The 20,054-nt window shown below is 70.1% G+C and carries 19 protein-coding genes and 1 tRNA gene; 7 read left to right on the top strand and 13 right to left on the bottom strand.

Features of this window, described 5'->3' with window-relative positions; translation table 11 throughout:
• Window positions 1-51: 51 nt before the first annotated feature.
• From glgX to LVY72_RS13710, 6 genes are all read right to left on the bottom strand, one after another.
• A complete protein-coding gene (gene glgX, locus LVY72_RS13735; RefSeq protein ID WP_237821788.1) occupies window positions 52-1,992 on the bottom strand; it encodes a glycogen debranching protein GlgX in 1,941 nt (646 codons plus the stop codon).
• Between the two features lie 189 nt (window positions 1,993-2,181).
• A complete protein-coding gene (gene rlmB / locus LVY72_RS13730) occupies window positions 2,182-3,165 on the bottom strand; it encodes a 23S rRNA (guanosine(2251)-2'-O)-methyltransferase RlmB (RefSeq protein ID WP_237821774.1) in 984 nt (327 codons plus the stop codon).
• A gap of 100 nt (window positions 3,166-3,265) precedes the next feature.
• Window positions 3,266-4,753 (bottom strand): cysteine--tRNA ligase, encoded by a 1,488-nt coding sequence (gene cysS, locus LVY72_RS13725; RefSeq protein WP_237821772.1) that lies wholly within the window; start codon window positions 4,751-4,753, stop codon window positions 3,266-3,268.
• Between the two features lie 261 nt (window positions 4,754-5,014).
• Window positions 5,015-5,521, bottom strand: coding sequence for a 2-C-methyl-D-erythritol 2,4-cyclodiphosphate synthase (ispF, locus tag LVY72_RS13720; protein ID WP_237821771.1), 507 nt, complete (start codon window positions 5,519-5,521; stop codon window positions 5,015-5,017).
• 2 nt (window positions 5,522-5,523) lie between these two features.
• Window positions 5,524-6,297, bottom strand: a complete 774-nt coding sequence (ispD, locus tag LVY72_RS13715; protein ID WP_237821769.1) for a 2-C-methyl-D-erythritol 4-phosphate cytidylyltransferase — start codon at window positions 6,295-6,297, stop codon at window positions 5,524-5,526.
• 141 nt (window positions 6,298-6,438) lie between these two features.
• On the bottom strand, window positions 6,439-6,921 hold the full coding sequence (locus LVY72_RS13710) for a CarD family transcriptional regulator (RefSeq protein WP_237821767.1): 483 nt from the start codon (window positions 6,919-6,921) through the stop codon (window positions 6,439-6,441).
• Between the two features lie 257 nt (window positions 6,922-7,178).
• Between LVY72_RS13710 and LVY72_RS13705 the strand changes: the two genes are divergently transcribed.
• Complete coding sequence (locus tag LVY72_RS13705; protein ID WP_237821765.1) at window positions 7,179-7,742, top strand: hypothetical protein; 564 nt, start codon at window positions 7,179-7,181, stop codon at window positions 7,740-7,742.
• 130 nt (window positions 7,743-7,872) lie between these two features.
• Here LVY72_RS13705 and LVY72_RS13700 read toward each other — a convergent pair whose 3' ends face one another.
• The gene (locus LVY72_RS13700) at window positions 7,873-8,553 is read right to left on the bottom strand and encodes a response regulator (RefSeq protein ID WP_237821763.1); all 681 of its coding nucleotides are present in this window, start codon (window positions 8,551-8,553) and stop codon (window positions 7,873-7,875) included.
• Complete coding sequence (locus LVY72_RS13695; RefSeq protein ID WP_237821786.1) at window positions 8,550-9,752, bottom strand: sensor histidine kinase; 1,203 nt, start codon at window positions 9,750-9,752, stop codon at window positions 8,550-8,552. The genes LVY72_RS13700 and LVY72_RS13695 overlap by 4 nt, the downstream gene beginning before the upstream one ends.
• Before the next feature lie 185 nt (window positions 9,753-9,937).
• On the opposite strand from LVY72_RS13695, the gene phoU reads away from it, so the two are divergent.
• Window positions 9,938-10,585, top strand: coding sequence for a phosphate signaling complex protein PhoU (phoU, locus tag LVY72_RS13690; RefSeq protein WP_237821761.1), 648 nt, complete (start codon window positions 9,938-9,940; stop codon window positions 10,583-10,585).
• Window positions 10,586-10,695: 110 nt separating this feature from the next.
• On the opposite strand, the gene LVY72_RS13685 is transcribed toward phoU, so the two are convergent.
• Entirely contained in the window at window positions 10,696-11,454 is a 759-nt protein-coding gene (locus LVY72_RS13685; RefSeq protein WP_237821759.1) for a phosphoglyceromutase, read from the bottom strand.
• Between the two features lie 67 nt (window positions 11,455-11,521).
• A complete protein-coding gene (locus LVY72_RS13680; protein WP_237821757.1) occupies window positions 11,522-12,493 on the bottom strand; it encodes an aldo/keto reductase in 972 nt (323 codons plus the stop codon).
• 264 nt (window positions 12,494-12,757) lie between these two features.
• Here LVY72_RS13680 and LVY72_RS13675 point away from each other — a divergent pair, with 264 nt between their 5' ends.
• The gene (locus LVY72_RS13675) at window positions 12,758-13,606 is read left to right on the top strand and encodes a class I SAM-dependent methyltransferase (protein ID WP_372463710.1); all 849 of its coding nucleotides are present in this window, start codon (window positions 12,758-12,760) and stop codon (window positions 13,604-13,606) included.
• 82 nt (window positions 13,607-13,688) lie between these two features.
• On the opposite strand, the gene LVY72_RS13670 is transcribed toward LVY72_RS13675, so the two are convergent.
• Together LVY72_RS13670 and LVY72_RS13665 are read right to left on the bottom strand one after the other, a co-directional pair.
• Window positions 13,689-14,024: a DUF2516 family protein gene (locus LVY72_RS13670; protein WP_237821755.1), complete on the bottom strand. Its 336-nt coding sequence runs from the start codon at window positions 14,022-14,024 to the stop codon at window positions 13,689-13,691.
• Window positions 14,025-14,071: 47 nt separating this feature from the next.
• On the bottom strand, window positions 14,072-15,238 hold the full coding sequence (locus tag LVY72_RS13665; RefSeq protein WP_237821753.1) for a trans-sulfuration enzyme family protein: 1,167 nt from the start codon (window positions 15,236-15,238) through the stop codon (window positions 14,072-14,074).
• A gap of 443 nt (window positions 15,239-15,681) precedes the next feature.
• Between LVY72_RS13665 and tmk the strand changes: the two genes are divergently transcribed.
• The 3 genes from tmk (at window position 15,682) to LVY72_RS13650 (ending at window position 19,026) form a co-directional block, all read left to right on the top strand.
• Entirely contained in the window at window positions 15,682-16,290 is a 609-nt protein-coding gene (tmk, locus tag LVY72_RS13660) for a dTMP kinase (protein ID WP_237821781.1), read from the top strand.
• Complete coding sequence (locus LVY72_RS13655; protein WP_237821751.1) at window positions 16,287-17,426, top strand: DNA polymerase III subunit delta'; 1,140 nt, start codon at window positions 16,287-16,289, stop codon at window positions 17,424-17,426. The genes tmk and LVY72_RS13655 overlap by 4 nt, the downstream gene beginning before the upstream one ends.
• A 79-nt stretch (window positions 17,427-17,505) precedes the next feature.
• Window positions 17,506-19,026, top strand: a complete 1,521-nt coding sequence (locus LVY72_RS13650) for an alpha/beta hydrolase (RefSeq protein ID WP_237821749.1) — start codon at window positions 17,506-17,508, stop codon at window positions 19,024-19,026.
• Here the strand turns inward: LVY72_RS13650 and LVY72_RS13645 are convergent.
• Window positions 19,023-19,736 (bottom strand): HAD family hydrolase, encoded by a 714-nt coding sequence (locus tag LVY72_RS13645; protein ID WP_237821747.1) that lies wholly within the window; start codon window positions 19,734-19,736, stop codon window positions 19,023-19,025. The genes LVY72_RS13650 and LVY72_RS13645 overlap by 4 nt on opposite strands.
• Before the next feature lie 236 nt (window positions 19,737-19,972).
• On the opposite strand from LVY72_RS13645, the gene LVY72_RS13640 reads away from it, so the two are divergent.
• Window positions 19,973-20,048: transfer RNA gene (locus tag LVY72_RS13640), tRNA-Thr, on the top strand.
• Window positions 20,049-20,054: the final 6 nt, after the last annotated feature.

The following is a 20,054-nucleotide window of genomic DNA, read 5'->3' as shown; positions in this document are numbered from 1 at the left end:
GGCCTGGGAAGGGCGTTACGTGTCAGATGGATCAGATTTTGGCCGGGTGGGTCAGATTTTGTAGGCCGCCACCGACCAGGGGCCGACCATTTCGTGCTCGCCGCCGCGGATCCTGGCTCCGCGGCGGCGGTCGCCCATCTCGGACGAGGTAAAGAGCAGCTCGAACATTTCCCGCTCGGCCGCCGGCCCCGTTCCGGTGCGCCACCGCGCCGCCGGCATCGTGATCCTGCGGTTGCCGCCCGAACCATTGAAGACCAGCAGGCCGTCGTTGGCCCCGCCCGGGGATCCCAGCAGCACCTGGACCACCCGGGTCGCAGGGTCCTCCCATTCGTCCGTGGTCATCGGCTCGCCGCGCTCGTTGAACCAGAACAGGTAGGCGTCGTCGGCGCGGGCCGGATAGCTGTACGGCTGGTGCCCGAGGAAGGATTTGCGCAGCTTGATCAGCCGGCGGGTGGTCTTGAGCATCTGCTCCTGGCTGTCATCCAGCACCCAGTTGACCCAGGACAGCGCGCTGTCCTGGCAATAGGCGTTGTTGTTCCCGTGCTGGGTCCTGCCGATCTCGTCCCCGGCAGTGATCATCGGAACGCCCAGGGACAGCAACAGGGTGGCCATCATGGTGCGGGCCGAATGTGCGCGGGAGTCCAGGATCCGGCTGTCGCCGGTCGGGCCCTCGACACCGTGGTTGTAGCTGCGGTTGTCGTTCTGGCCGTCCCGGTTTTCCTCGCCGTTGTCCTCGTTGTGCTTGCGGTCGTAGGCGGCCAGGTCCGCCAGCGTGAACCCATCATGGGCGGTGACATAGTTCAGCGAGGCCAGCGAACTGCGTCCGGACGGGCCGAACAGGTCCGCCGAGCCCGAAACCGCGTTGGCCAGCCGCGCCACCGAGCCCTGTGGACTGCCGTGGTTCAGCGGGTGCCGGTCCGCCAGCCAGAAGTCCCGGACACTGTCGCGGAACCTGTCATTCCAGTCGGCCCAGCCCGGCGGGAACCTGCCGGTCTGCCAGCCGCCGGGACCCACGTCCCACGGTTCGGCGATCAGCTTGACGCCGGTCAGTGCGCGGTCCGCCCCGACGGTGACCAGGAAGGGGTGGGCCGGGTTGAAATGGCCGCGGCCGTCCCGGCACAGCGACACGGCCAGATCGAAACGGAAACCGTCGATGTGGTATTCACTCACCCAGTGCCGCAGCGAATCCAGCGCCAGCTGGACCACCCGCGGCTCGCTGAAGTCCAGCGTGTTGCCGCAGCCGGTGGTGTCCAGGTAGTAGCCGTTGGCGTCATGCCGATAGTAGATCTCGTCGGCCAGCCCGCGGAAGGACAGCGCCGGCTGGTCCTCCTGCCCTTCGGCCGTGTGGTTGTACACCACGTCCAGGATGACTTCCAGGCCGGCGGCGTGCAGCGCCCTGACCATGGATTTGAACTCGTCCTGCACCGCTTTGGCGCCCGCAACCCGGGCCGCGGCCGTGGCGTAGCCGGCATGCGGGGCAAAGAAGCCCAAGGTGTTGTAGCCCCAGTAGTTGGACAGCCCCAGCTCCTGCAGGTGCGGCTCGTCGGTGTGGAAGTGCACCGGCAGCAGCTCCACGGCGGTGATGCCCAGATTGGTCAGGTAGTCCAGCATCACCGGGTGGGCCAGGCCGGCGTAGGTGCCGCGCAGTTCGGGCGGGATCCCCGGGTGCAGCATGGTCTGGCCCTTGACGTGGCATTCGTAGACCACGGTGTCCCGCCACTCGGTGCGCAGCGGAGCATCGCCGTCCCAGTCGAAACCGGAACCGACGTAGACCGAGTAGCAGGATCCGCCGTCGCTTTCGATGCCGCGGCCGTAGGGATCCAGCAGCAGCTGGCCTGCGCCGCCGCCGGGCAGCGGCGCCCCGTGCGGCCAGAAGGCGTAGCGGCAGCCTTCCTGCAGGCCGTCCACCGTGCCGTGGTGCACACCGTCGGTGTGCTCGTGCAGCAGCACGGCCTCCCAGCCGCCGGCGGCGTCCTGGAAGTAGATGTCCATCGCCCGGATGTCCGGGGCGAAGACCGCGACGTTGACCGCGCCGTCCGCCGCGCCGGGCTCCCCGGCCGGCACCGCCGGGGAAACCCCGAGCGGAAAATGCCGCGACGGGCGGGCCGGCCGGACCGGCCGGGACTGGGTGCGCGCATTCCGTTGGACCAATGGGCCGCCTTGTTCCTGCCGTCCGGGCCGCTACTGGGCGGCGCGCTGTCTGGAGACTTCGTAGAGGCTGATGCCCACGGCCATGGAGGCGTTCAGCGATTCCATATCGGAGTCGATCGGGATGGAGACAATCTGGTCGCAGTTCTCGCGCACCAGCCGCGACAGCCCCTTGCCCTCGGAGCCGACCACGATGCACACCGGCTCGGTGGCCAGCTGCAGCCCGGGCAGGGACACGTCGCCGCCGCCGTCGAGGCCGAGGACAAAGATGCCCAGGTCCTTGTAGGCCTTCAGTGCGGTGTTCAGGTTCGCGGCGCGGGCCACCGGCACGCGGACCGCCGCACCGGCGCTGGTCTTCCAGGCCGAGGCCGTCATGCCGGCGGCGCGGCGCTCGGGAACCACCACTCCGTGGCCGCTGAACGCGGACACGGACCGGATGATGGCGCCGAGGTTGCGCGGGTCGGTGACCCCGTCCAAGGCCACCAGGAGCGGGGCATTGCGGATGTAGCCCTTCGTCCATTTGGCCATCGTCTCTTCGGCCAGCTCCAGCGCGTCCGCGTATTCGTACGGCGGAACCTGCAGGACCAGGCCTTGGTGGACCGCGTCGTCGGTCATCCGGTCCAGTTCCGGCTTGTGCGATTCCATCACCGGAATGCCGCGCTCGGCCGCGAGCTTCAGGGACTCCTTGACCCGGTCGTCCACTTCGATCCGGACAGCCACGTGCAGCGCCTTCGCCGGCACCCCGGCCCGCAGGGCCTCCACCACGGAATTGCGCCCCGTCACCACTTCATCCGACGAACGGCGGCCGCGGGAAGCAGTCCGCTGGGCCGGGGCCTGGCGCTTGGCCGCGGAGCGCTCGGAGAGCTGCTTGGCCCGGTAGGCCTTGTGGTAGACGCGGTCCTCGGCCTTGGGCGTGGGGCCCTTGCCTTCCAGGGCCTTGCGTCCGTGGCCGCCGGTGCCCGTCGTCGGGCCCTTCTTCTTCTTGCGGATGGCGCCCGGGCGTCCTTTGTTGGCCATGGTTGTAACCTTCGGTCAGAAATCAGGGATCAGGAATGTCGAATCGGTTCCGCCGCGGCCGGCGGTAGCCGGCGCATGGAAATACCCGATGACTAAGAGTTTACCGGTCGCCCAGGCTCCAGGCCGCACCGTCCACGGAGTCCTCCACCAGGATGCCCGCCTCGGCGAGCGTATCGCGGATGGCATCGGCGCGGGCCCAGTCCTTGGCCTCGCGCGCGGCACGGCGTTCCTCGAGCTGGGAACGGACCAGCATGTCCAGCGCCCGGTACTCCGCCTCCCCGCCACCCTTGCTCCAGTGTTCGTCCAGCGGATTGATGAACAGCACGTCCGTCATCGCCCAGACCTCCCGCAGCGCTTCAAGCACGGCGTCCTTGTCCTGGGCACCCAAGGCAGTGTTGCCGCGGCGGACAGCCTCGTGGACGGCCGCCAGTGCCTGCGGCACGTTCAGGTCATCGTCCATCGCGTCGCGGAAGGCTGCGGGAACGGGGCCGGCCACGAAAGCGCCAACCTGCCTGGCCGCCTCGCCTTCCGAGGCGAACTTCAGCGCCCGCTGCATGAACCCTTCGATCCGTTCGACGGCCGCGGCCGCCTCGGCCAGCGAACCGGGGTTGTAGTCCAGCGCCGAGCGGTAGTGCGCCTGCCCGAGGTAGTAGCGCACCACCAGCGGCTCGGCCACCTCGAGCATCTCGGTGGGCGTGACGATGTTGCCCACCGACTTGGACATCTTCTCGCCCTCGAAGGTGACCATGCCGTTGTGCATCCAGAAGCTGGCGAAGCCGTGCCCGGCGGCCTGGGACTGCGCCATCTCGTTCTCATGGTGCGGGAAGCGCAGGTCCAGCCCGCCGCCGTGGATGTCGAACTCGGTGCCCAGATACTTGGTCACCATGGCGGAGCATTCCACGTGCCAGCCCGGACGGCCCGCGCCCCACGGGCTCGGCCAGGCCGCCGTCGCCGGCTCGCCGTCCTTGTAGCCCTTCCACAGCGCGAAGTCGCGCGGGTCCCGCTTCCGGCCGGCGAACTCGGGCTCCACGTCGGGGGCGGCCTGCATGTCCTCGATCCGCTGGCGGGTCAGGCTGCCGTACTTATCCCAGGAACGTACGTCGAAGTAGACATCGCCGGAGCCGTCGGCGGCCGGATACGCGTGCCCGCGGTCGATGAGCAGCTGGATCAGCTGGTGCATCTCCGTGATGTGGCCGGTGGCGCGCGGCTCGTAGGTGGGCCGCTGCACGCCGAGCACGTCGTAGGCGCGCTGGAAGACCTGCTCGTAGCGGTACGCCAGCGCCCACCACGGTTCGTTCGGCACCGCCGGCGCGTCCGGGTCCGCCGGATCGAACGCCTGGAAGGAAGCGGCGGACTTGGCCAGGATCTTGTCGTCAATATCCGTCACATTACGCACCACCGTGACCTCGTAGCCGCTGGCGCGCAGCCAGCGGGTCAGCTGGTCGAAGGCAATGCCGGAGCGGATGTGGCCCACGTGCGGATCCCCCTGCACCGTGGCCCCGCAGTAGTACAGACCGACTTTGCCCGGCTGCAGCGGGACGAAGGTGCGGACCTCGGCGGTGGCGGTGTCATAAATTCTCAGGCTCACCGGTCCAGCCTAACGCTCACGGCCTTCCCCATGTGCTTCGCACACAGGGACCGCGGGCAGTTCCCTGGCCGAGGGCCCCGCCGCGAGCCGGCAGGGGCGGCATGGATGGCACGGATGAGGTGCGGGGCGGCCTCAACCGGGTCCTGCGGAACCGGACTTCTCTGCTTCAACCGTTCGTTCCCGGCTTTAAGCAACGCACTGACCTCGCACAATGCGTTGCTTGAAGCGTAAAGCTGGGCGGCAAGGCCGGGGGCTTAACGCTCACTGCCCGAGGGGCACGACGACGGCGGTGGCCACCGCGGCGATCCCCTCGCCTCTGCCGGTGAAGCCCAGACCGTCGCTGGTGGTGGCCGAGACGGAGACCGGCGCGCCGGCGGCCGCGGACAGCGCGGCCTGGGCCTCATCCCGGCGGGGGCCGAACTTCGGCCGGTTGCCTACCAGCTGCACGGCGATGTTGCCAATGCCAAAACCCGCCTCCCGGACGATCCGGGCCGCTTCCGCCAGCAGCGTGGTGCCCGCGGCGCCGGCGTATTCGGGCCGGTCGGTGCCGAAGTGCGTGCCGAGGTCCCCCAGGCCGGCGGCCGAGAACAAGGCGTCGGCGGCCGCGTGCGCCACCGCGTCGCCGTCGGAATGGCCGGACAGCCCGCGCTCGCCGTCCCAGCGCAGGCCGGCCAGCCAGAGCGGGCGCTCGTCGCCGGCCGGGGCGAAGGCATGGACATCCACGCCGATGCCGGTGCGCGGGAGGGCAACCTGTGGTTCGTCGGGCATGCTCAGCCTTCCATGATCCGTTTGGGCTGCTGGCCGGCCAGCAGGGCCTCGGCCACGACCAGGTCCAGCGGGCTGGTGATCTTCAGCGACAGCGGCGAGCCGTTGACCAGGAAGACCTCCTGGCCGATTGTCTCCAGCAGCATCGCGTCGTCGGTGATGCCGTCCGGGTCCAGCCCCGCCGCGTTCCGGTGGGCCTCGGCCAGCGTGGCGGCGTCGAACCCCTGGGGGGTCTGGACGGCGCGCAGCAGCGAGCGGTCCGGCGTGCCGGCGACCTTTTCGGCGGCGATCTGCTGCTGGTCCGGGCCGCTGGGCGCGGCGGTCTTGATGGTGTCCACGACGGCGACGGCCGGGACCACCGCGCTGGCCCCGCCGGCCAGCGCGCGGGCCACCCGGCGGAAGACCTCCGGCGGCGTCAGCGCGCGGGCCGCATCGTGGACCAGCACGCCGCCGGGCCCGCCGCCGATGCCGGCAAGCGCGCGGCGGACGGATTCGCTCCGGCTTGCCCCGCCGTCGACGGTGCTGATCGGCACCGGGCTGTGGAACCGGGCACAGATCGCCCGCAGCGCGGTGTCTCCTGCCGGAACGGCGACACAGATCCTGTCGGCGACCCCGGACTCGACGGCCCCCTGCAGGGCATATTCCAGGATGGTCCGGCCGCCGAGCGGCACCTGTGCCTTGGGCAGGCCGTAGCCCAGCCGCTGTCCGGAGCCGGCAGCGACGATGATGACGGCAACCTTCGGCACCGCGGGCGCCGGGTGGGGGGAACTGCTGGACATCTTCCCAGCGTATACCGGAGCAACCGGCCGGATATCCGCAGCCGCCCCGGCCAATAAACGGGAGGCCGGACCCCAGGGGGTCCGGCCTCCATAAAAAACCCGGCATGTCACCGGCCGCCTGCGGGCGGCCGGGCGAAAGCTTTAGGAGGCGAGCACGCCGTCCAGCACCTCGGCTGCCTTCTCCTCGTCGGTCTTCTCCGCCAGCGCCAGTTCCGAAATCAGGATCTGGCGGGCCTTGGCCAGCATGCGCTTCTCGCCGGCCGAGAGCCCGCGGTCATGGTCGCGGCGCCACAGATCGCGGACGACCTCGGCCACCTTGATGACATCGCCGGAAGCAAGCTTCTCCAGGTTCGCCTTGTAGCGGCGGGACCAGTTGGTGGGCTCCTCGGTGAACTCTGCACGCAGCACGTCGAACACGTGCTCGAGGCCTTCCCGGCCCACGACGTCGCGGACACCCACGAGATCGACGTTTTCCGCCGGAACCTCGATTGTCAGATCACCTTGTGCAACCCGGAGCTTGAGATACATCTTCTCTTCGCCCTTGATGGTGCGCATCTTGATCTCCTCGATCTTGGCTGCACCGTGGTGAGGGTAAACTACCGTTTCGCCGACCTCAAATACCATGTGGATAATCCCCTTTCCCGCAGACCAGTTTAGCATGGATACCGGGGCTACTTCCGCGAGATTTAGCCGATCGGAGCCCCTCGGCGGGGCAAACTGGGCGGCGCAGCCCTCTTGACGGATCGCCTTTTTGATGCTTCGACACGGCTGTCTTACGCGGCCTGAATCCTACTTTTCCGGGTTTTCCCGATAGGCTGGGGGCTGACTTGTGTTCACCTGTCGTCCCGTCGGGACCGGGCTTTAGTTGAGGAGTTTCTGCCGTGAAAATTGCGCCGAAGAACCGTGTCCAGCGCGCCCTTGTAGTTGGTGCAGGAGTCCTTGCACTCCTCGGGACCGCCGGCTGCAGCGCGGTCAACGAGCAGGCAACCACCCGGGAGTACGCGGCCAGCGACGGCCTGGTGGCCAGCGTCGGCCCGGTCAACCTGCGGAACCTGCTGGTCGTCTCCGAGGACCCCCAGTCCTCCGGCCGCATCCTGGGCACCGCCATCAACACCTCGGATTCCCCGGTCCAACTGAACCTGACCGCCGCCTCCTCGACCGCCAGCGTGACCGTTCCCGCCAACGGCCAGATCCGGTTCGAGGACAAGGCGAACGCGACCACCCTGAACGCCCTCGGCGCCGCGCCGGGTGCGCTGGTACCGATGACCCTGCGGGTCAACTCGGACTCCTCCGAACTCCAGGTCCCGGTCCTGAACGACTCGCTGGTCGAATACGGCCCGTACCTCGAGTCCCCGAAGCCGACCAGCACCGCGGCCCCGACCGGGGAAGCCACGCCGAGCGGCGAAGCCACCGCCGCACCCGAGGCAACCACCCACACCCCGTAACCAGGCAGCCGGGGCCGGGGCGCCGTCGTCGGACGCCGCCCCGGCCGGCACCGCGGAAACCAGGACAACGCGCGAGGGCCGCATCCGATCCGGATGCGGCCCTCGCGTTGGCTCAGTGGGCAGGCGGCCCTTACGGCTCGAACTTGTAGCCCAGCCCGCGGACCGTGACCAGGTAGCGCGGCACCGAGGGGTCCGGTTCGATCTTGCCGCGCAGCCGCTTGACGTGGACGTCCAGGGTCTTGGTGTCCCCCACGTAGTCCGAGCCCCAGACGCGGTCGATCAGCTGGCCGCGGGTGAGCACCCGGCCCGAATTGCGCAGCAGCATTTCCAGCAGCTCGAATTCCTTCAGCGGCAGGGCAACCTGCTCCCCGTTGACGCTGACCACGTGCCGTTCGATGTCCATCCGCACCGGCCCGGACTGCACGGTGTTGGAAATCAGTTCCTCCGGCTCGGCCTGGCGGCGCAGCACCGCGCGCACGCGCGCAACCAGCTCCCGGGACGAATAGGGCTTGGTCACGTAGTCGTCGGCGCCGAGCTCCAGCCCGACCACCTTGTCGATCTCCGCGTCCTTGGCGGTCAGCATGATGACAGGGACGTTCGAGCGCTGGCGCAGCTGGCGGCAGACCTCGGTGCCGGACTGGCCCGGCAGCATCAGGTCCAGCAGCACCAGGTCCGCTCCCGAGCGGTCAAATTCGACGATCGCGTCCAGGCCGTTGTCGACTACTTCCACTTCGAAGCCCTCTTTGTCCAAGAGGTAGCTCAGCGGATCGCTCAGCGACTCTTCGTCCTCGACGATCAAAATGCGGGTCAAGCACTCACTCCTTGTTCGCGGCTATCTTCGGCACCATCGGTGCGCTGGCTGGCCGGGGTGTCCCCGGCCTGGCCTTCATCCAGGTCCTGCTCCATTTCGGGCAGGCGCACGGTAAAGGTGGATCCCTGGCCCGGCTGCGACCAGACCGACACTTCGCCGCCGTGCTGGGCGATGACGTGCTTGACGATGCTCAGCCCCAGGCCGGTGCCGCCGGTCTGGCGGGACCGGGCGGCATCCACCCGGTAGAAGCGTTCAAAGATACGCTCCTGCTCGTCCGGCGGGATGCCCGGCCCCTGGTCGGTCACCGAGATGACCGCCAGCCCTTCGCGCGAGCGCAGTCCCACCCCGACCTTGGTGTGCTCCGGGGCGTAGCGGATCGCGTTGTCGATCAGGTTGCGCAGCGCCGTCATCAGCAGGTCCTGGTCCCCGAAGACGGGCAGGGACAGCTTCCCGCCGACGACGATGCTGATGTCCTTGGCCTCGGCCGGCAGCTTGTTCCGGTCCACCGCCTCGGCCACCACGGCGTTGAGGTCCACCGGCCTGCCGCTCCGCACCACGTCGGCGCCCTGCAGCCGGCCCAGTTCGATAATGTCCTGGACCAGCGCGGTCAGCCGCACCGATTCCTTCTGCATGCGTTTGGCGAACCGGCGCACGGCGACTTCGTCGTCGGCGGCGCCCTCAATCGTTTCGGCAAGCAGGGAAATGGCCCCGACGGGGGTCTTCAGTTCGTGCGAGACGTTGGCGACGAAGTCGTTGCGCATCGCTTCGGTCCGGGTGATCTCGGTCCGGTCATCGGCCAGCAGCAGGATGTACTCGTCCCCGATCGGCGCAACCCGGACCTGGACGATGATGGTGCCCTGGCCCAGCGGCCCGCGCGGCAGCTCCAGCTGCCGTTCCTCGATCACGCCGTCGCGGCGCACCCGGCCGGTCAGCTCCAGCAGCTCCTTGTGCACCACCGTGTGCCCGCGGACGAGCCCGAAGGCGTAGGCGGCGGGGCTGGCCCGGACCACGCCGTCGATCACATCCACGATCACGTAGGCCCGCCCGATCACCGAGAGCACCTCGGCGGCCCCCTCGGGCAGCACCGGCTCCCCGACCTCGACGCGCTCCCGCCGCTGGCGCTCGCTCAGGTGGAACGCCAGGACGCCAAAGGCACCCAGTGCGAGGCCGATGAGCCCCGAAAGCAGCGCGATGATCAGTGGAGTCACGTAACCAGCTTAACGGCTGGTTTCCGGGCCCCACGCCCCTTTGTGGCTTTCGGACGGGGGTTCAACTAACGTTCATAAAAAGCATGCCGGCAGTTCATGCTGCACTGGCAGCGTCCAACTATGGTGGCCATGCCTATGACCACCGCCGAGCTTAGGGCTATCGAAAGGATCTCTCAGTGCGCAAGGTTTTCCAGGCCGAACTTCACCAGGTAGGCGAGGAACTGATCGAGATTGCCCAGTTGGTCACCGAAGCCATGGAGAAGGCCAACGAGGCTTTCACCATGGCGGACACCGAACTGGCGCAGGACGTCATTGCCGCGGACGCACGGATCGATTTCCTGCAGCGGGACCTGGACGAACGGGCCATCGACATTCTCGCGCTGCAGGGTCCGGTCGCCTCGGACCTGCGGATGATCGTCGGTGCGCTGCGGATGAGCGCCTCGCTCGAGCGCATGGGCGACCTGGCGCGGCACGTCGCCCAGCTGGCCCGGATGCGGTTCCCGGAGCACGTGGTACCGGAGTCCATGAAGGACACTTTCGCCGAGATGGCCGAACTGGACATCGCCATTGCCCGCAAGCTCACCGGGTTGCTGGATAACCGGGACCTGAAGCTGGCCAACGAGATCAACGCCCACAATGCCCGGGTCAACGAGCTGCATGCCGGGGTCTTCACGGCCATTGCTTCCCCGGACTGGGCCGCCTCGGCACCGACGACCGTGGACGTGTCCCTGGCCAGCCGGTACTTCGAGCGCTTCGCGGACCACGGGGTGTCGGTGGCGCGCAAGGTCACCTACCTGGTGACCGGCGAATGGCAGCCCGCCTAACCAGGGCGTCCGGGCCCGGCACAGGCCTGCGGTAAGCAGGACCGGCCGCAGAACGACGGCGGGAGGCCGGGGCACCTGCCCCGGCCTCCCGCCGTATCTGGTTTCCGGCCTTACTTTTTGCCTTGGTTGGCGACCGCTTCGATGGCCGCGGCCGCGGCGTCGGCATCCAGGTAGGTGCCGCCGGCCTTGACCGGCTTGAGGTTCTCGTCCAGTTCGTACACCAGCGGGATGCCGGTGGGGATGTTCAGCCCGGCGATGTCCTCGTCACTGATCCCGTCCAGGTGCTTGACCAGCGCGCGCAGCGAGTTGCCATGCGCCGCCACCAGCACCGTCTTGCCGGCCTTGACGTCCACGGAAATGTCCGACTCCCAGTACGGCAGGAAGCGCTCGAGCACGTCCTTGAGGCATTCGGTCCGCGGTACGTCCGCGCCCAGGTCCGCGTAGCGCGGGTCGTTGACCTGCGACCATTCGCTGGCATCGTCCAGGCCCGGCGGCGGGGTGTCGTAGGAACGGCGCCAGAGCATGAACTGCTCGTCGCCGAACTCCTCGCGGATCTGGGCCTTGTCCTTGCCCTGCAGCGCCCCGTAGTGGCGCTCGTTCAGGCGCCAGCTGCGCTTGACGTCGATCCAGCTGCGGTCCGCGGCCTCGAGGGCGAGGTTGGCCGTCACGATGGCGCGCTTGAGCCGGGAGGTGTAGAGCACGTCCGGCAGCAGGCCGGCCTCGGCCAGCAGTTCGCCGCCGCGCTCCGCTTCCTTGCGGCCCTGCTCGGTCAGCGGCACGTCCACCCAGCCGGTGAAAAGGTTCTTTTCATTCCAGTCGCTCTGGCCGTGGCGCAGCAGAATAAGCTTGTATTTTGCGGAAGCAGTCATGGCTGCAATCCTAGCCGAGCCGTCCCGGCGTCGGCCCGCCGGGACGGCAGGTTACGCCCGGCCGGCCCTACTTGTTCAGTGGGGTCATGTCGGCGTACCGGTCCCCCGCCGCGGTACCGACCGAGGCCAGGGCCTGCAGCTGCCCGGCGCTGAGCTCCAGGCTGTCCGCGGCCGCATTCTCTTCGAGCCGGCCGGCGTGCTTGGTGCCGGGGATCGGGGCGATATGCCCGCCCTGGGCCAGCAGCCAGGCCAGCGCCACCTGCGCCGGGGTCGCCCCCACCTCGCGGGCCACGGCGTCCACGGCCTCGACGATCCCCAGGTTGCGCTGCAGGTTTCCGCCGGCGAACCGCGGGTTGTGCCGGCGGAAGTCGTGCTCGTCCAGCCCGTCCAGGGACCGGATGGTCCCGGTCAGGAAGCCCCGGCCCAGCGGCGAGTACGGCACGAACCCGATGCCCAGTTCGCGGACCAGGGGCAGGATCTCTGCCTCCGGGTCCCGGGACCAGAGCGAGTATTCGGTCTGCACCGCGGTCACCGGATGCACCGCGTGGGCGCGGCGGATGGTCTCCGGCGACGCCTCGGACAGCCCGTAGTGGCGGATCTTGCCCGCCTCAATGAGCTCCTTCAGTGCCCCGGCGGTGTCCTCGACCGGGGTGGCGGGGTCCATCCGGTGCTGGTAGTAGAGGTCGATGTAGTCGGTGCCCAGCCGCCGCAGCGACCCTTCCACGGACAGCCGCACATTGGCCGGACTGCCGTCCAGGCCGCGGCCGCCGTCCTTGGTGTGCAGGATCGTGCCGAACTTCGTCGCCACCACCACCTGGTCCCGCCGGCTGCCCAGCGCCCGGCCGAGCAGCTCCTCGTTTTTGTAGGGGCCGTAGATTTCGGCCGTATCGAAGAAGGTGATGCCCAGCTCCAGGGCGCGCTGGATGGTGCGGACGGAGCCGGCGTCGTCGGTATTGGCGCCGGTATAGAACGCGGACATGCCCATGCAGCCAAGCCCCAGCCGGGACACCTCCAGTTGGCCCAACGTGGTGTGCTTCATGATCGGAAAGTCCTCTCGCAGTAGCGCCGCGTGCTCGGTCCCCTCCCCAGTCTAGGAGCCGAGGGTCCCGCGGCGAAGCGAAGCGAGCCAAGAGAGCGGCCAGGGGTCCCCGTGCGCGAAGCGTGCGGGGGAGGCTGCGAACGGGGAGGCGACGACGACGCCAGGGCCACGGGTGTGGTCCGGGTCAATGCCCGGCGTGACGTTGCCCACGTGGACGGCGGCAGCGGCCGGGGCGTGCCTGCCGGGCCCTTATCCTTGTGCCTTGTGCCCCAGCAGCTGACCCTCCCCACCGGCCCGGGACGACCCGGCAGCCGGCGCGGCGGCAAACCCATCGGCAGCATCACCCGGGGCACCACCAATCCGAACCGGCTGCGGCGCATGGACCGCTGGCTGGCCGGCCCGCACGGCCGGCGCCTGCGGCAGGCCGCCGACCCGCTGGTCGTGGACCTGGGCTACGGCGCGGCCCCGACCACCGCCGTCGAGCTCCACCACCGGCTCAGCCGGGTGCGCGCCGACGTCGAGGTGGTCGGCATCGAGATCGAACCCGAACGCGTGCGCCGCGCCAAGCCGCTGGAGCGCCCGGGCCTGTCCTTCCGGCAGGGCGGCTTCGAAATTCCGGTGGACGGCCGCCGCCCCGCCGTGGTGCGTGCCTTCAATGTGCTGCGCCAGTACGACGAGTCCGAGTACGCCGCGCACTGGGACACGGTTCGGGCCCGGCTGGCCCCCGGCGGGCTGTTCATCGACGGCACCTGCGATGAGATCGGCCGGCGGGCCAGCTGGGCGGCCATCGGTCCTAAGGGCCCGCTCTCGCTGAGCATTTCCCTGCGCTTCGGCGCCTTCGAGCTGCCCTCGGATGTGGCCGAACGCCTGCCCAAGGCCCTGATCCACCGCAATGTCGCAGGCGAGCCGGTCCACCGCTACCTGCAGGCCCTGGACCAGGCCTGGCTTGAGGCCTCGGCGCTGGCCTCCTTCGGCAACCGGCAGCGCTGGCTGGCGATGTGCCGGGCCCTGCGCGCGGCCGGCTGGCCGCTGCTGGACGGCCCGGACCGCTGGCGGCTGGGCGAGGTGACCGTCGCCTGGCCGGCCGTCGCGCCCGCGTCGCCCCCAAATTAGATCGACTTGACGGATAATGCCCGTTTCAGCCACTGAAACGGGCATTATCCGTCAAGTCGATGGGAACGCCGAGGGTGCGCGGCTACCAGGAACCGTGGGGCCCGTAGGCACTGCCGCCGGAGCCCTTGAGCTCGTTCAGCGCCGGCTTGACGTCCGCCAGGTACACCGCGGCGACGCTGACCGCGGCCAGCTGGAACAGCATCAGCGTCGGCAGACCGGAACCGAACAGGGCCAGCGCCCCGACCGCCGCGGAGGCTGCCGTCAGGCCGGTCCAGAAACCCTTGGTCCGCTTGAAGGCGACCTGGAAGTGGTCCCCCTTGCGCCTGAGGCAATCGGCCAGCGCCCACAGTTCGATGGCCAGGGCCACCACGCCGAGGGCCAGCCACAACCACTGCTCGAGCAAAAAGACAATCTCCACGATTACAGCCTAACCGCAGATGGCGCTGCGCAGAATGACCGGGGCCCTCAGGCCTGCGCTTTTTCCAGCGCCTGGGCCAGGTCGGCCCACAGGTCCTCGGCGTTTTCGATCCCCACGGACAGCCGCAGCAGGCCCTGCGGCACGCTTGCCGGCTCGTTCACGTGGCGGCGCCGCCGCTCGATCAGTGACTCCACACCGCCGAGCGAGGTGGCCGGAACCCACAGCCGCAGCGCCTCGACCACCATGTCCGCCGCCTCCGCGCCGCCCTTGATCACGATCGCGACGATCGAACCGAAGCCGTCCATCTGGGCCTTGGCGCGCTCGTGCCCGGGGTCCTGCGGCAGCCCCGGGTAGCGCACGGCCTCGATCGCCGGATGCCCCAGCAGCCGCTCGGCCAGCAGGGCCGCCGTCGCCTGCGAGCGCTCGATCCGCAGCGCCATCGTGCGCACCCCGCGCAGCGCCAGCCAGGTTTCGAACGGTCCGGCGATGGCCCCGTGCAGCGAGCGGTGCTCGACCAGCCGGGCGCGCAGCTCCTCGTCGGGGGTCACCACGGCGCCGAGCACGACGTCGGAATGGCCGGCCAGGTACTTGGTCACCGAATGGACGACGACGTCGACACCGCTTTCCAGCGGGCGCTGGCCCAGCGGCGTGGAGAAGGTATTGTCCGCGACCACCAAGGCGCCGGCGGCGTGCGCGGCCTCGGCCAGGACCTGCAACTCGGCGATCTCGAGCATCGGGTTGGTCGGGCTTTCCAGCCACAGCATGCCCGCGCCGGCCAGCTGCGCCTTCACCGCCTCGGTATCCGCGATCTCCACGGTGCGCAGCGTCAGGGCGCCGCGGGCGGCCAGCTGTTCGGCAACGGCCAGGCTGCCCTGGTAGCTGTGCTGCGGCATCACCAGGACGCCGCCGGGCGGCAGCAGCGACATCGCCGCGGAGACCGCCGCCAGGCCCGAGGCGAACACCAGCGCCGGCAGCCCGGAGCCCTCGAGCTCGGCCAGGGTTTCCTCGAACGGATCCCAGGACGGGTTGGAGTAGCGCCCGTACGCGCGGTCCCCGTGCACAACCTCGCCCCGGCCGATGAAGGTGGACGACAGCACCACCGGCGGATTCACCGGGGCATCGTGGGTGCGTTCGGGCCGGCCGGCAGCGACGACGACGGTGTCGGGGGCAAGGTGGTCCGGGTGGCTTCCGGCGGCGGAGGGGGCGTCAGTCATGACAGCAGGTTAGTCCGGTGGCCCCGGCGCCCGTTAATCCGGCGGTTCCGGCGGCGTCCGTTCCGGTTGGCACGCAATCCGGTGAATGAGTGTGCACCGGGCGCAGCCTGGGGGCGCCATACAAGGGTCTGCTGCACACTCGTTCCAAAGCAGTGTCCTGCGCACCGTGGATGGGACCCGTAGCGGACGGCAGCACCTCCCCGCCTCCCACCGCTCGCAAGGGTGGGGCAGCCGGGTCCCGGTGTGGCGCGCCAGCGACGCGACAGGGCCTACCCCACCCGCTCGCGGCGGGACCCTCGGCCAGAGAGCTGCCCGGGGCCCCCGTGCGCGAAGCGTGCGGGGAAGGCAGCGAACGGTAGGCTGAACAGGTGAGTTCCCAGAGCCCGTTCCCGTCCGCCCGGCCGGAGGTCCCGGCCGCGCAGCACAGCTACCCGGGCGTCTTCATCGCCTTCGAAGGCGGCGACGGCGCCGGCAAATCAACCCAGGCCGCGGCCCTGCAGCAGCGGCTGGAAGCCGCCGGGCGCACCGTGCTGCGCACCCGCGAACCGGGCGGCACCCCGATCGGCGAAAAGCTGCGCGCACTGGTGCTCGAGCACGGCCACGGCAGCATCGACCCGCGCACCGAGGCGCTGCTGTTCGCCGCCTCCCGCGCCGCCCACGTGGCCCAGGTGATCCGGCCGGCGCTCGAGCGCGGCGACGTTGTCATCTGCGACCGCTACATGGACTCCTCGATCGCCTACCAGGGCGCCGGGCGCGGCCTGGGCCTGGCCACGGTGCGCGGGCTGAACCTGTGGGCCACCGAAGCGGTGCTGCCGGACCTGACGGTGCTGCTGGACGTCGACCCGGAGCAGGGCCGGCACCGCCGCACCGCCCAGGACGCTGCCGAGGACCGGCTCGAGTCCGAGCCGGACGATTTCCACTCCCGGATCCGCGCCGCCTTCCTGGAGCTGGCCGTAGCGGACCCGGACCACTATCTGGTACTGGATGCGCGGGCTGGCCGGGACGAGCTCGCCGAGGCCGTCGCCGGCCGGATTACGGAGCTGCTGCCGTGAGCGTCTGGACCGACCTGCCCGGCCAGGGCGCCGTCGTCGAACAGCTCGGCCGGGCCGCGGCGTCGGAACGGCCCACCCACGCCTGGCTGTTCACCGGCCCGCCCGGTTCCGGCCGCACCAATGCCGCCCGCGCCTTCGCCGCGGCCCTGCTCTGCGAGCAGCCGGACCCGGCGGCCCGCGGCTGCGGCCAGTGCCGCGCGTGCCACACCGCGATGAGCGGCTCCAATGCCGACGTGATGGTGATGGCCACCGAGAACGTGTCCTTCACCATCCAGGAGGTGCGCGAATGGGTGGCCAAGGCCCAGGACAAGCCCTCCTCCGGCCGCTGGCGGATCATGATCGTCGAGGACGCGGACCGGATGGCCGAGCGCACCACCAACGTGCTGCTGAAGGCCATCGAGGAACCGCCGCCGCGGACCATCTGGATCCTGTGCGCACCCAGCCCGGCAGACGTGCTGGTGACCATCCGCTCGCGCTGCCGGCCGGTGGGCCTGCGCACGCCGCCGCAGCAGGACGTGGCCGAGCTGCTGGTGCGCCGCGACGGGGCGGACCCGGCCCTGGCCGACTTTGCCGCCCGGGTGTCGCAGAGCCATATCGGCATCGCCCGCCGGCTGGCCACGGACCAGGAGGCCCGCGAGCGCCGCGACCGGATCGTGCGCCTGCCGCTGCGCCTGCGCGGGGTGTCCGACGCCGTCATCGCCGCCGGCGAGCTGGTGGACATCGCCAACGCGGACGCGGCGGCCGCCTCCGAAGCCCGCAACGAGGCCGAACGCGAGGCGCTGCTGCGTGCCCTCGGCGCCCCGGAGACGGGCACCCTGCCGCCGGCCATCCGCAGCCAGCTCAAGCAGCTCGAGGAGGAGCAGAAGCGCCGCGCCAAGCGCAGCGTCAGCGACTCGCTGGACCGGGTGATGATCGACCTGACCACGTTCTTCCGGGACGTGCTGACCCTGCAGCTGGAGACCGGCACCCAGCTGATCAACGAACAGCTGCGCAGCGAACTGGAGGCCTATGCCGGCCGGTCCGGGCCGGAACAGACGCTGGGTAGAATGGACGCCATCGCCGAAGCGCGGCAGCGCCTGAGCACCAATGTCTCGCCCGTCCTGGCCATGGAGGCCATGGCGGTCAGCCTGCTTTAGGCCCCTCCCGGCGGACCACGGGCCGGACTCCACCCCACCACCCTTGAGAACACACCCGAGCCGACCAGGAGAAGACACCATGCCCCGATCCCGCCGCAGCACCGGCCGGGCACTCATCGCCGGGGCGGCCGCCCTGGCCGCACTGCTGGCCGGCTGTTCCGCCCCGGCGTCCACCGGCCAGGCCACCGCGGACGTTACCGGGGAGGTTGCGGAGGGGCTGCGGCCGTACTACGAGCAGCAGGTCCACTGGAAACGGTGCGAGGGCCGCTTCGAATGCGCCGACATCGAGGTGCCGATGGACTATGCCGACCCCGGCGGCAAGCGCATCAAGATTGCCGCCATCCGCACCACCGGCGGTTCCCAGGGCTCGATCCTGGTCAACCCCGGCGGTCCCGGCGCCTCCGGCTATGACTTTGTCCGCGACGGCGTGGACGTCATGACCACCGACAAGCTGCGCGGCAGCTACAGCATCGTGGGCTTCGACCCGCGCGGGATCAAGCGCTCCGCCCCGGTGACCTGCCTGACGGACAAGGAGCAGGACGCCGCCCGCGAGGAGTCCTACGACATCGACTCGGACCAGGGGATCGCGCAGGCGGTCAAGGACGCGACCGAGCTCGGCGCCAAGTGCGCTGAAAAGACCGGCCCCGTGCTCGGCCACGTCGACACGCTCAGTGCCACCAAGGACCTGGACATCCTGCGCGCCGCCCTCGGCCAGGCGAAGCTGGACTACCTGGGCTGGTCCTACGGCACCTTCCTCGGCGCCCAGTACGCCGAGCTGTTCCCGGAGCGGGTGGGGCGCCTAGTGCTCGACGGCGCGCTGGATCCGGCTCTGGACAGCCAGGCGGTGACGCTGGGCCAGGCCAAGGGCTTCGAGCAGGCGCTGCGCAGCTACGTGGAATCCTGCCTGGCCGGCTCCGGCTGCCCGCTCAGCGGCAGCGCGGACGAGGCCGTGGCCCAGGTGCGGGACCTGATCCGCTCCGTCGAGGCCAGCCCGCTGACGGCCCAGGACGGCCGGCTGGTCCCGGTGAACACCTTCGTGAGCGGACTGATCACCCCGTTGTACGACGAGGCGAACTGGCCGGCGCTGACGCTGGCCCTGACCTCGGCCCTGCAGGGCGACCCCACCCAGATGCTCTGGCTGGCTGACCAGAACGCGCAGCGGGACCCGGACGGCCACTACACCGGCAACACCACCTTCGCCTTCACCGCGGTGAACTGCCTGGACTACCCGATGGCCTCGGACCTGCCGACCATGCGCAAGGAGGCCGCCGAGCTGGAACAGGCCTCCCCCACCTTCGGCCGCTACCTGGCCTACGGCGGCACCACCTGCGAGAACTGGCCGTACAAGCCGGTGCGCAAACCCGCCCCGGTCAAGGCCGAGGGTGCCGCGCCGATCGTGGTCATCGGCACCACCGGGGATCCCGCCACCCCGTATGCCTGGGCGGAGTCCCTGGCCGACCAGCTGTCTTCGGCCTCGCTGGTCACCTTCAAGGGCGAGGGCCACACCGCCTACCGGAGCGGAGCCAACAGCTGCATCAAGGACGCGGTGGACAACTACTTTGTCGACGGCAAGGTGCCGGCGGACGGGACCAAGTGCTAGCCGGCCTGCCGTAGCCGGCCGGCGCCGCACACCAGGTCCGGCAATTCCCGGACCGAGCCGACGACGGCGGAGGCACCGGCCGCGGTCAGCTCACCGGCGCTGCGCGCGCCGGTGAGCACGCCGGCCACCAGCCCGGCCCCGGAACGCAGGCCGGCCTGCACGGCCGCCGCCGTGCCGCCGGCCACCAGTACCTGCCGGACATCTTCGACGTCCAGGGCCAGCAGCGCGGTGAGCACCATGTCCGGATACGGCCGGCCGCGCCCGGCGTCGGAGGGGCACAGGCTCAGATCCGCCAGCCCCATCCAGTCCAGCGCGTCCAGGACCAGGTTCAGGCTGCGGCGCGAACCGCCGCTGCACAGGCAGACCGCCAGGCCCGCCTCGCGCAGCCGGCCGACAGCTTCCGCCGCCCCGGGCGCCGGCCGGACCCCGTGCTCGGCCAGCAGTGCCTGGTAGGTGTCCTCGAAAACCGCTGCGGCCTGCCGGGCGGTGGCCCGGTCCTGCGGGAACAGCCGCTCGAAGAGCTGCTCCTCCGCCGCGCCGGCCGCCTGCCGGGCCACGGACGCCACCGCCTCCGGTCCGGCCGGGCCGGGGTGCACGCCCCAAGGCCCGAGCGCCGCAGCCAGCGCCTGCCCGCGCAGCCCGCCGTCGTCCACCATGGTCCCGGCCAAATCCAGCACTGCCAGGCGCAGCCCTGCCGTCCTGTCCGTCATGCGCCGGCCCTCCTTGCTCTGTGCAGTAACTGGGGCGGCCGCCATACCGGGCCGCGAGTGCCCTCCATGCTGCCCCGGCCATGCCGACAATGCCTTACGTGCACCGGACCGGCCGGTGAACATCACCGGAACTGTGGCCTGCATCACCCACACGGTGTCGCTTTGACCGCCCCGCCTCCGCTCTCCTATAGTTGATCCTTGTTGGATTCGACCCGGGCAGCCGGGACGGTCCGCAGGCCTCCTTAGCTCAGTTGGTAGAGCGTTTCACTCGTAATGAAAAGGTCGCCGGTTCGATTCCGGCAGGAGGCTCCAGGGAAA

This window comes from Arthrobacter hankyongi, assembly GCF_022012395.1.
Classification (GTDB): Bacteria; Actinomycetota; Actinomycetes; order Actinomycetales; family Micrococcaceae; genus Crystallibacter; species Crystallibacter hankyongi.
Note: the sequence above shows the minus strand (reverse complement) of the source record. Positions and strands in the feature narration are given on the sequence as shown.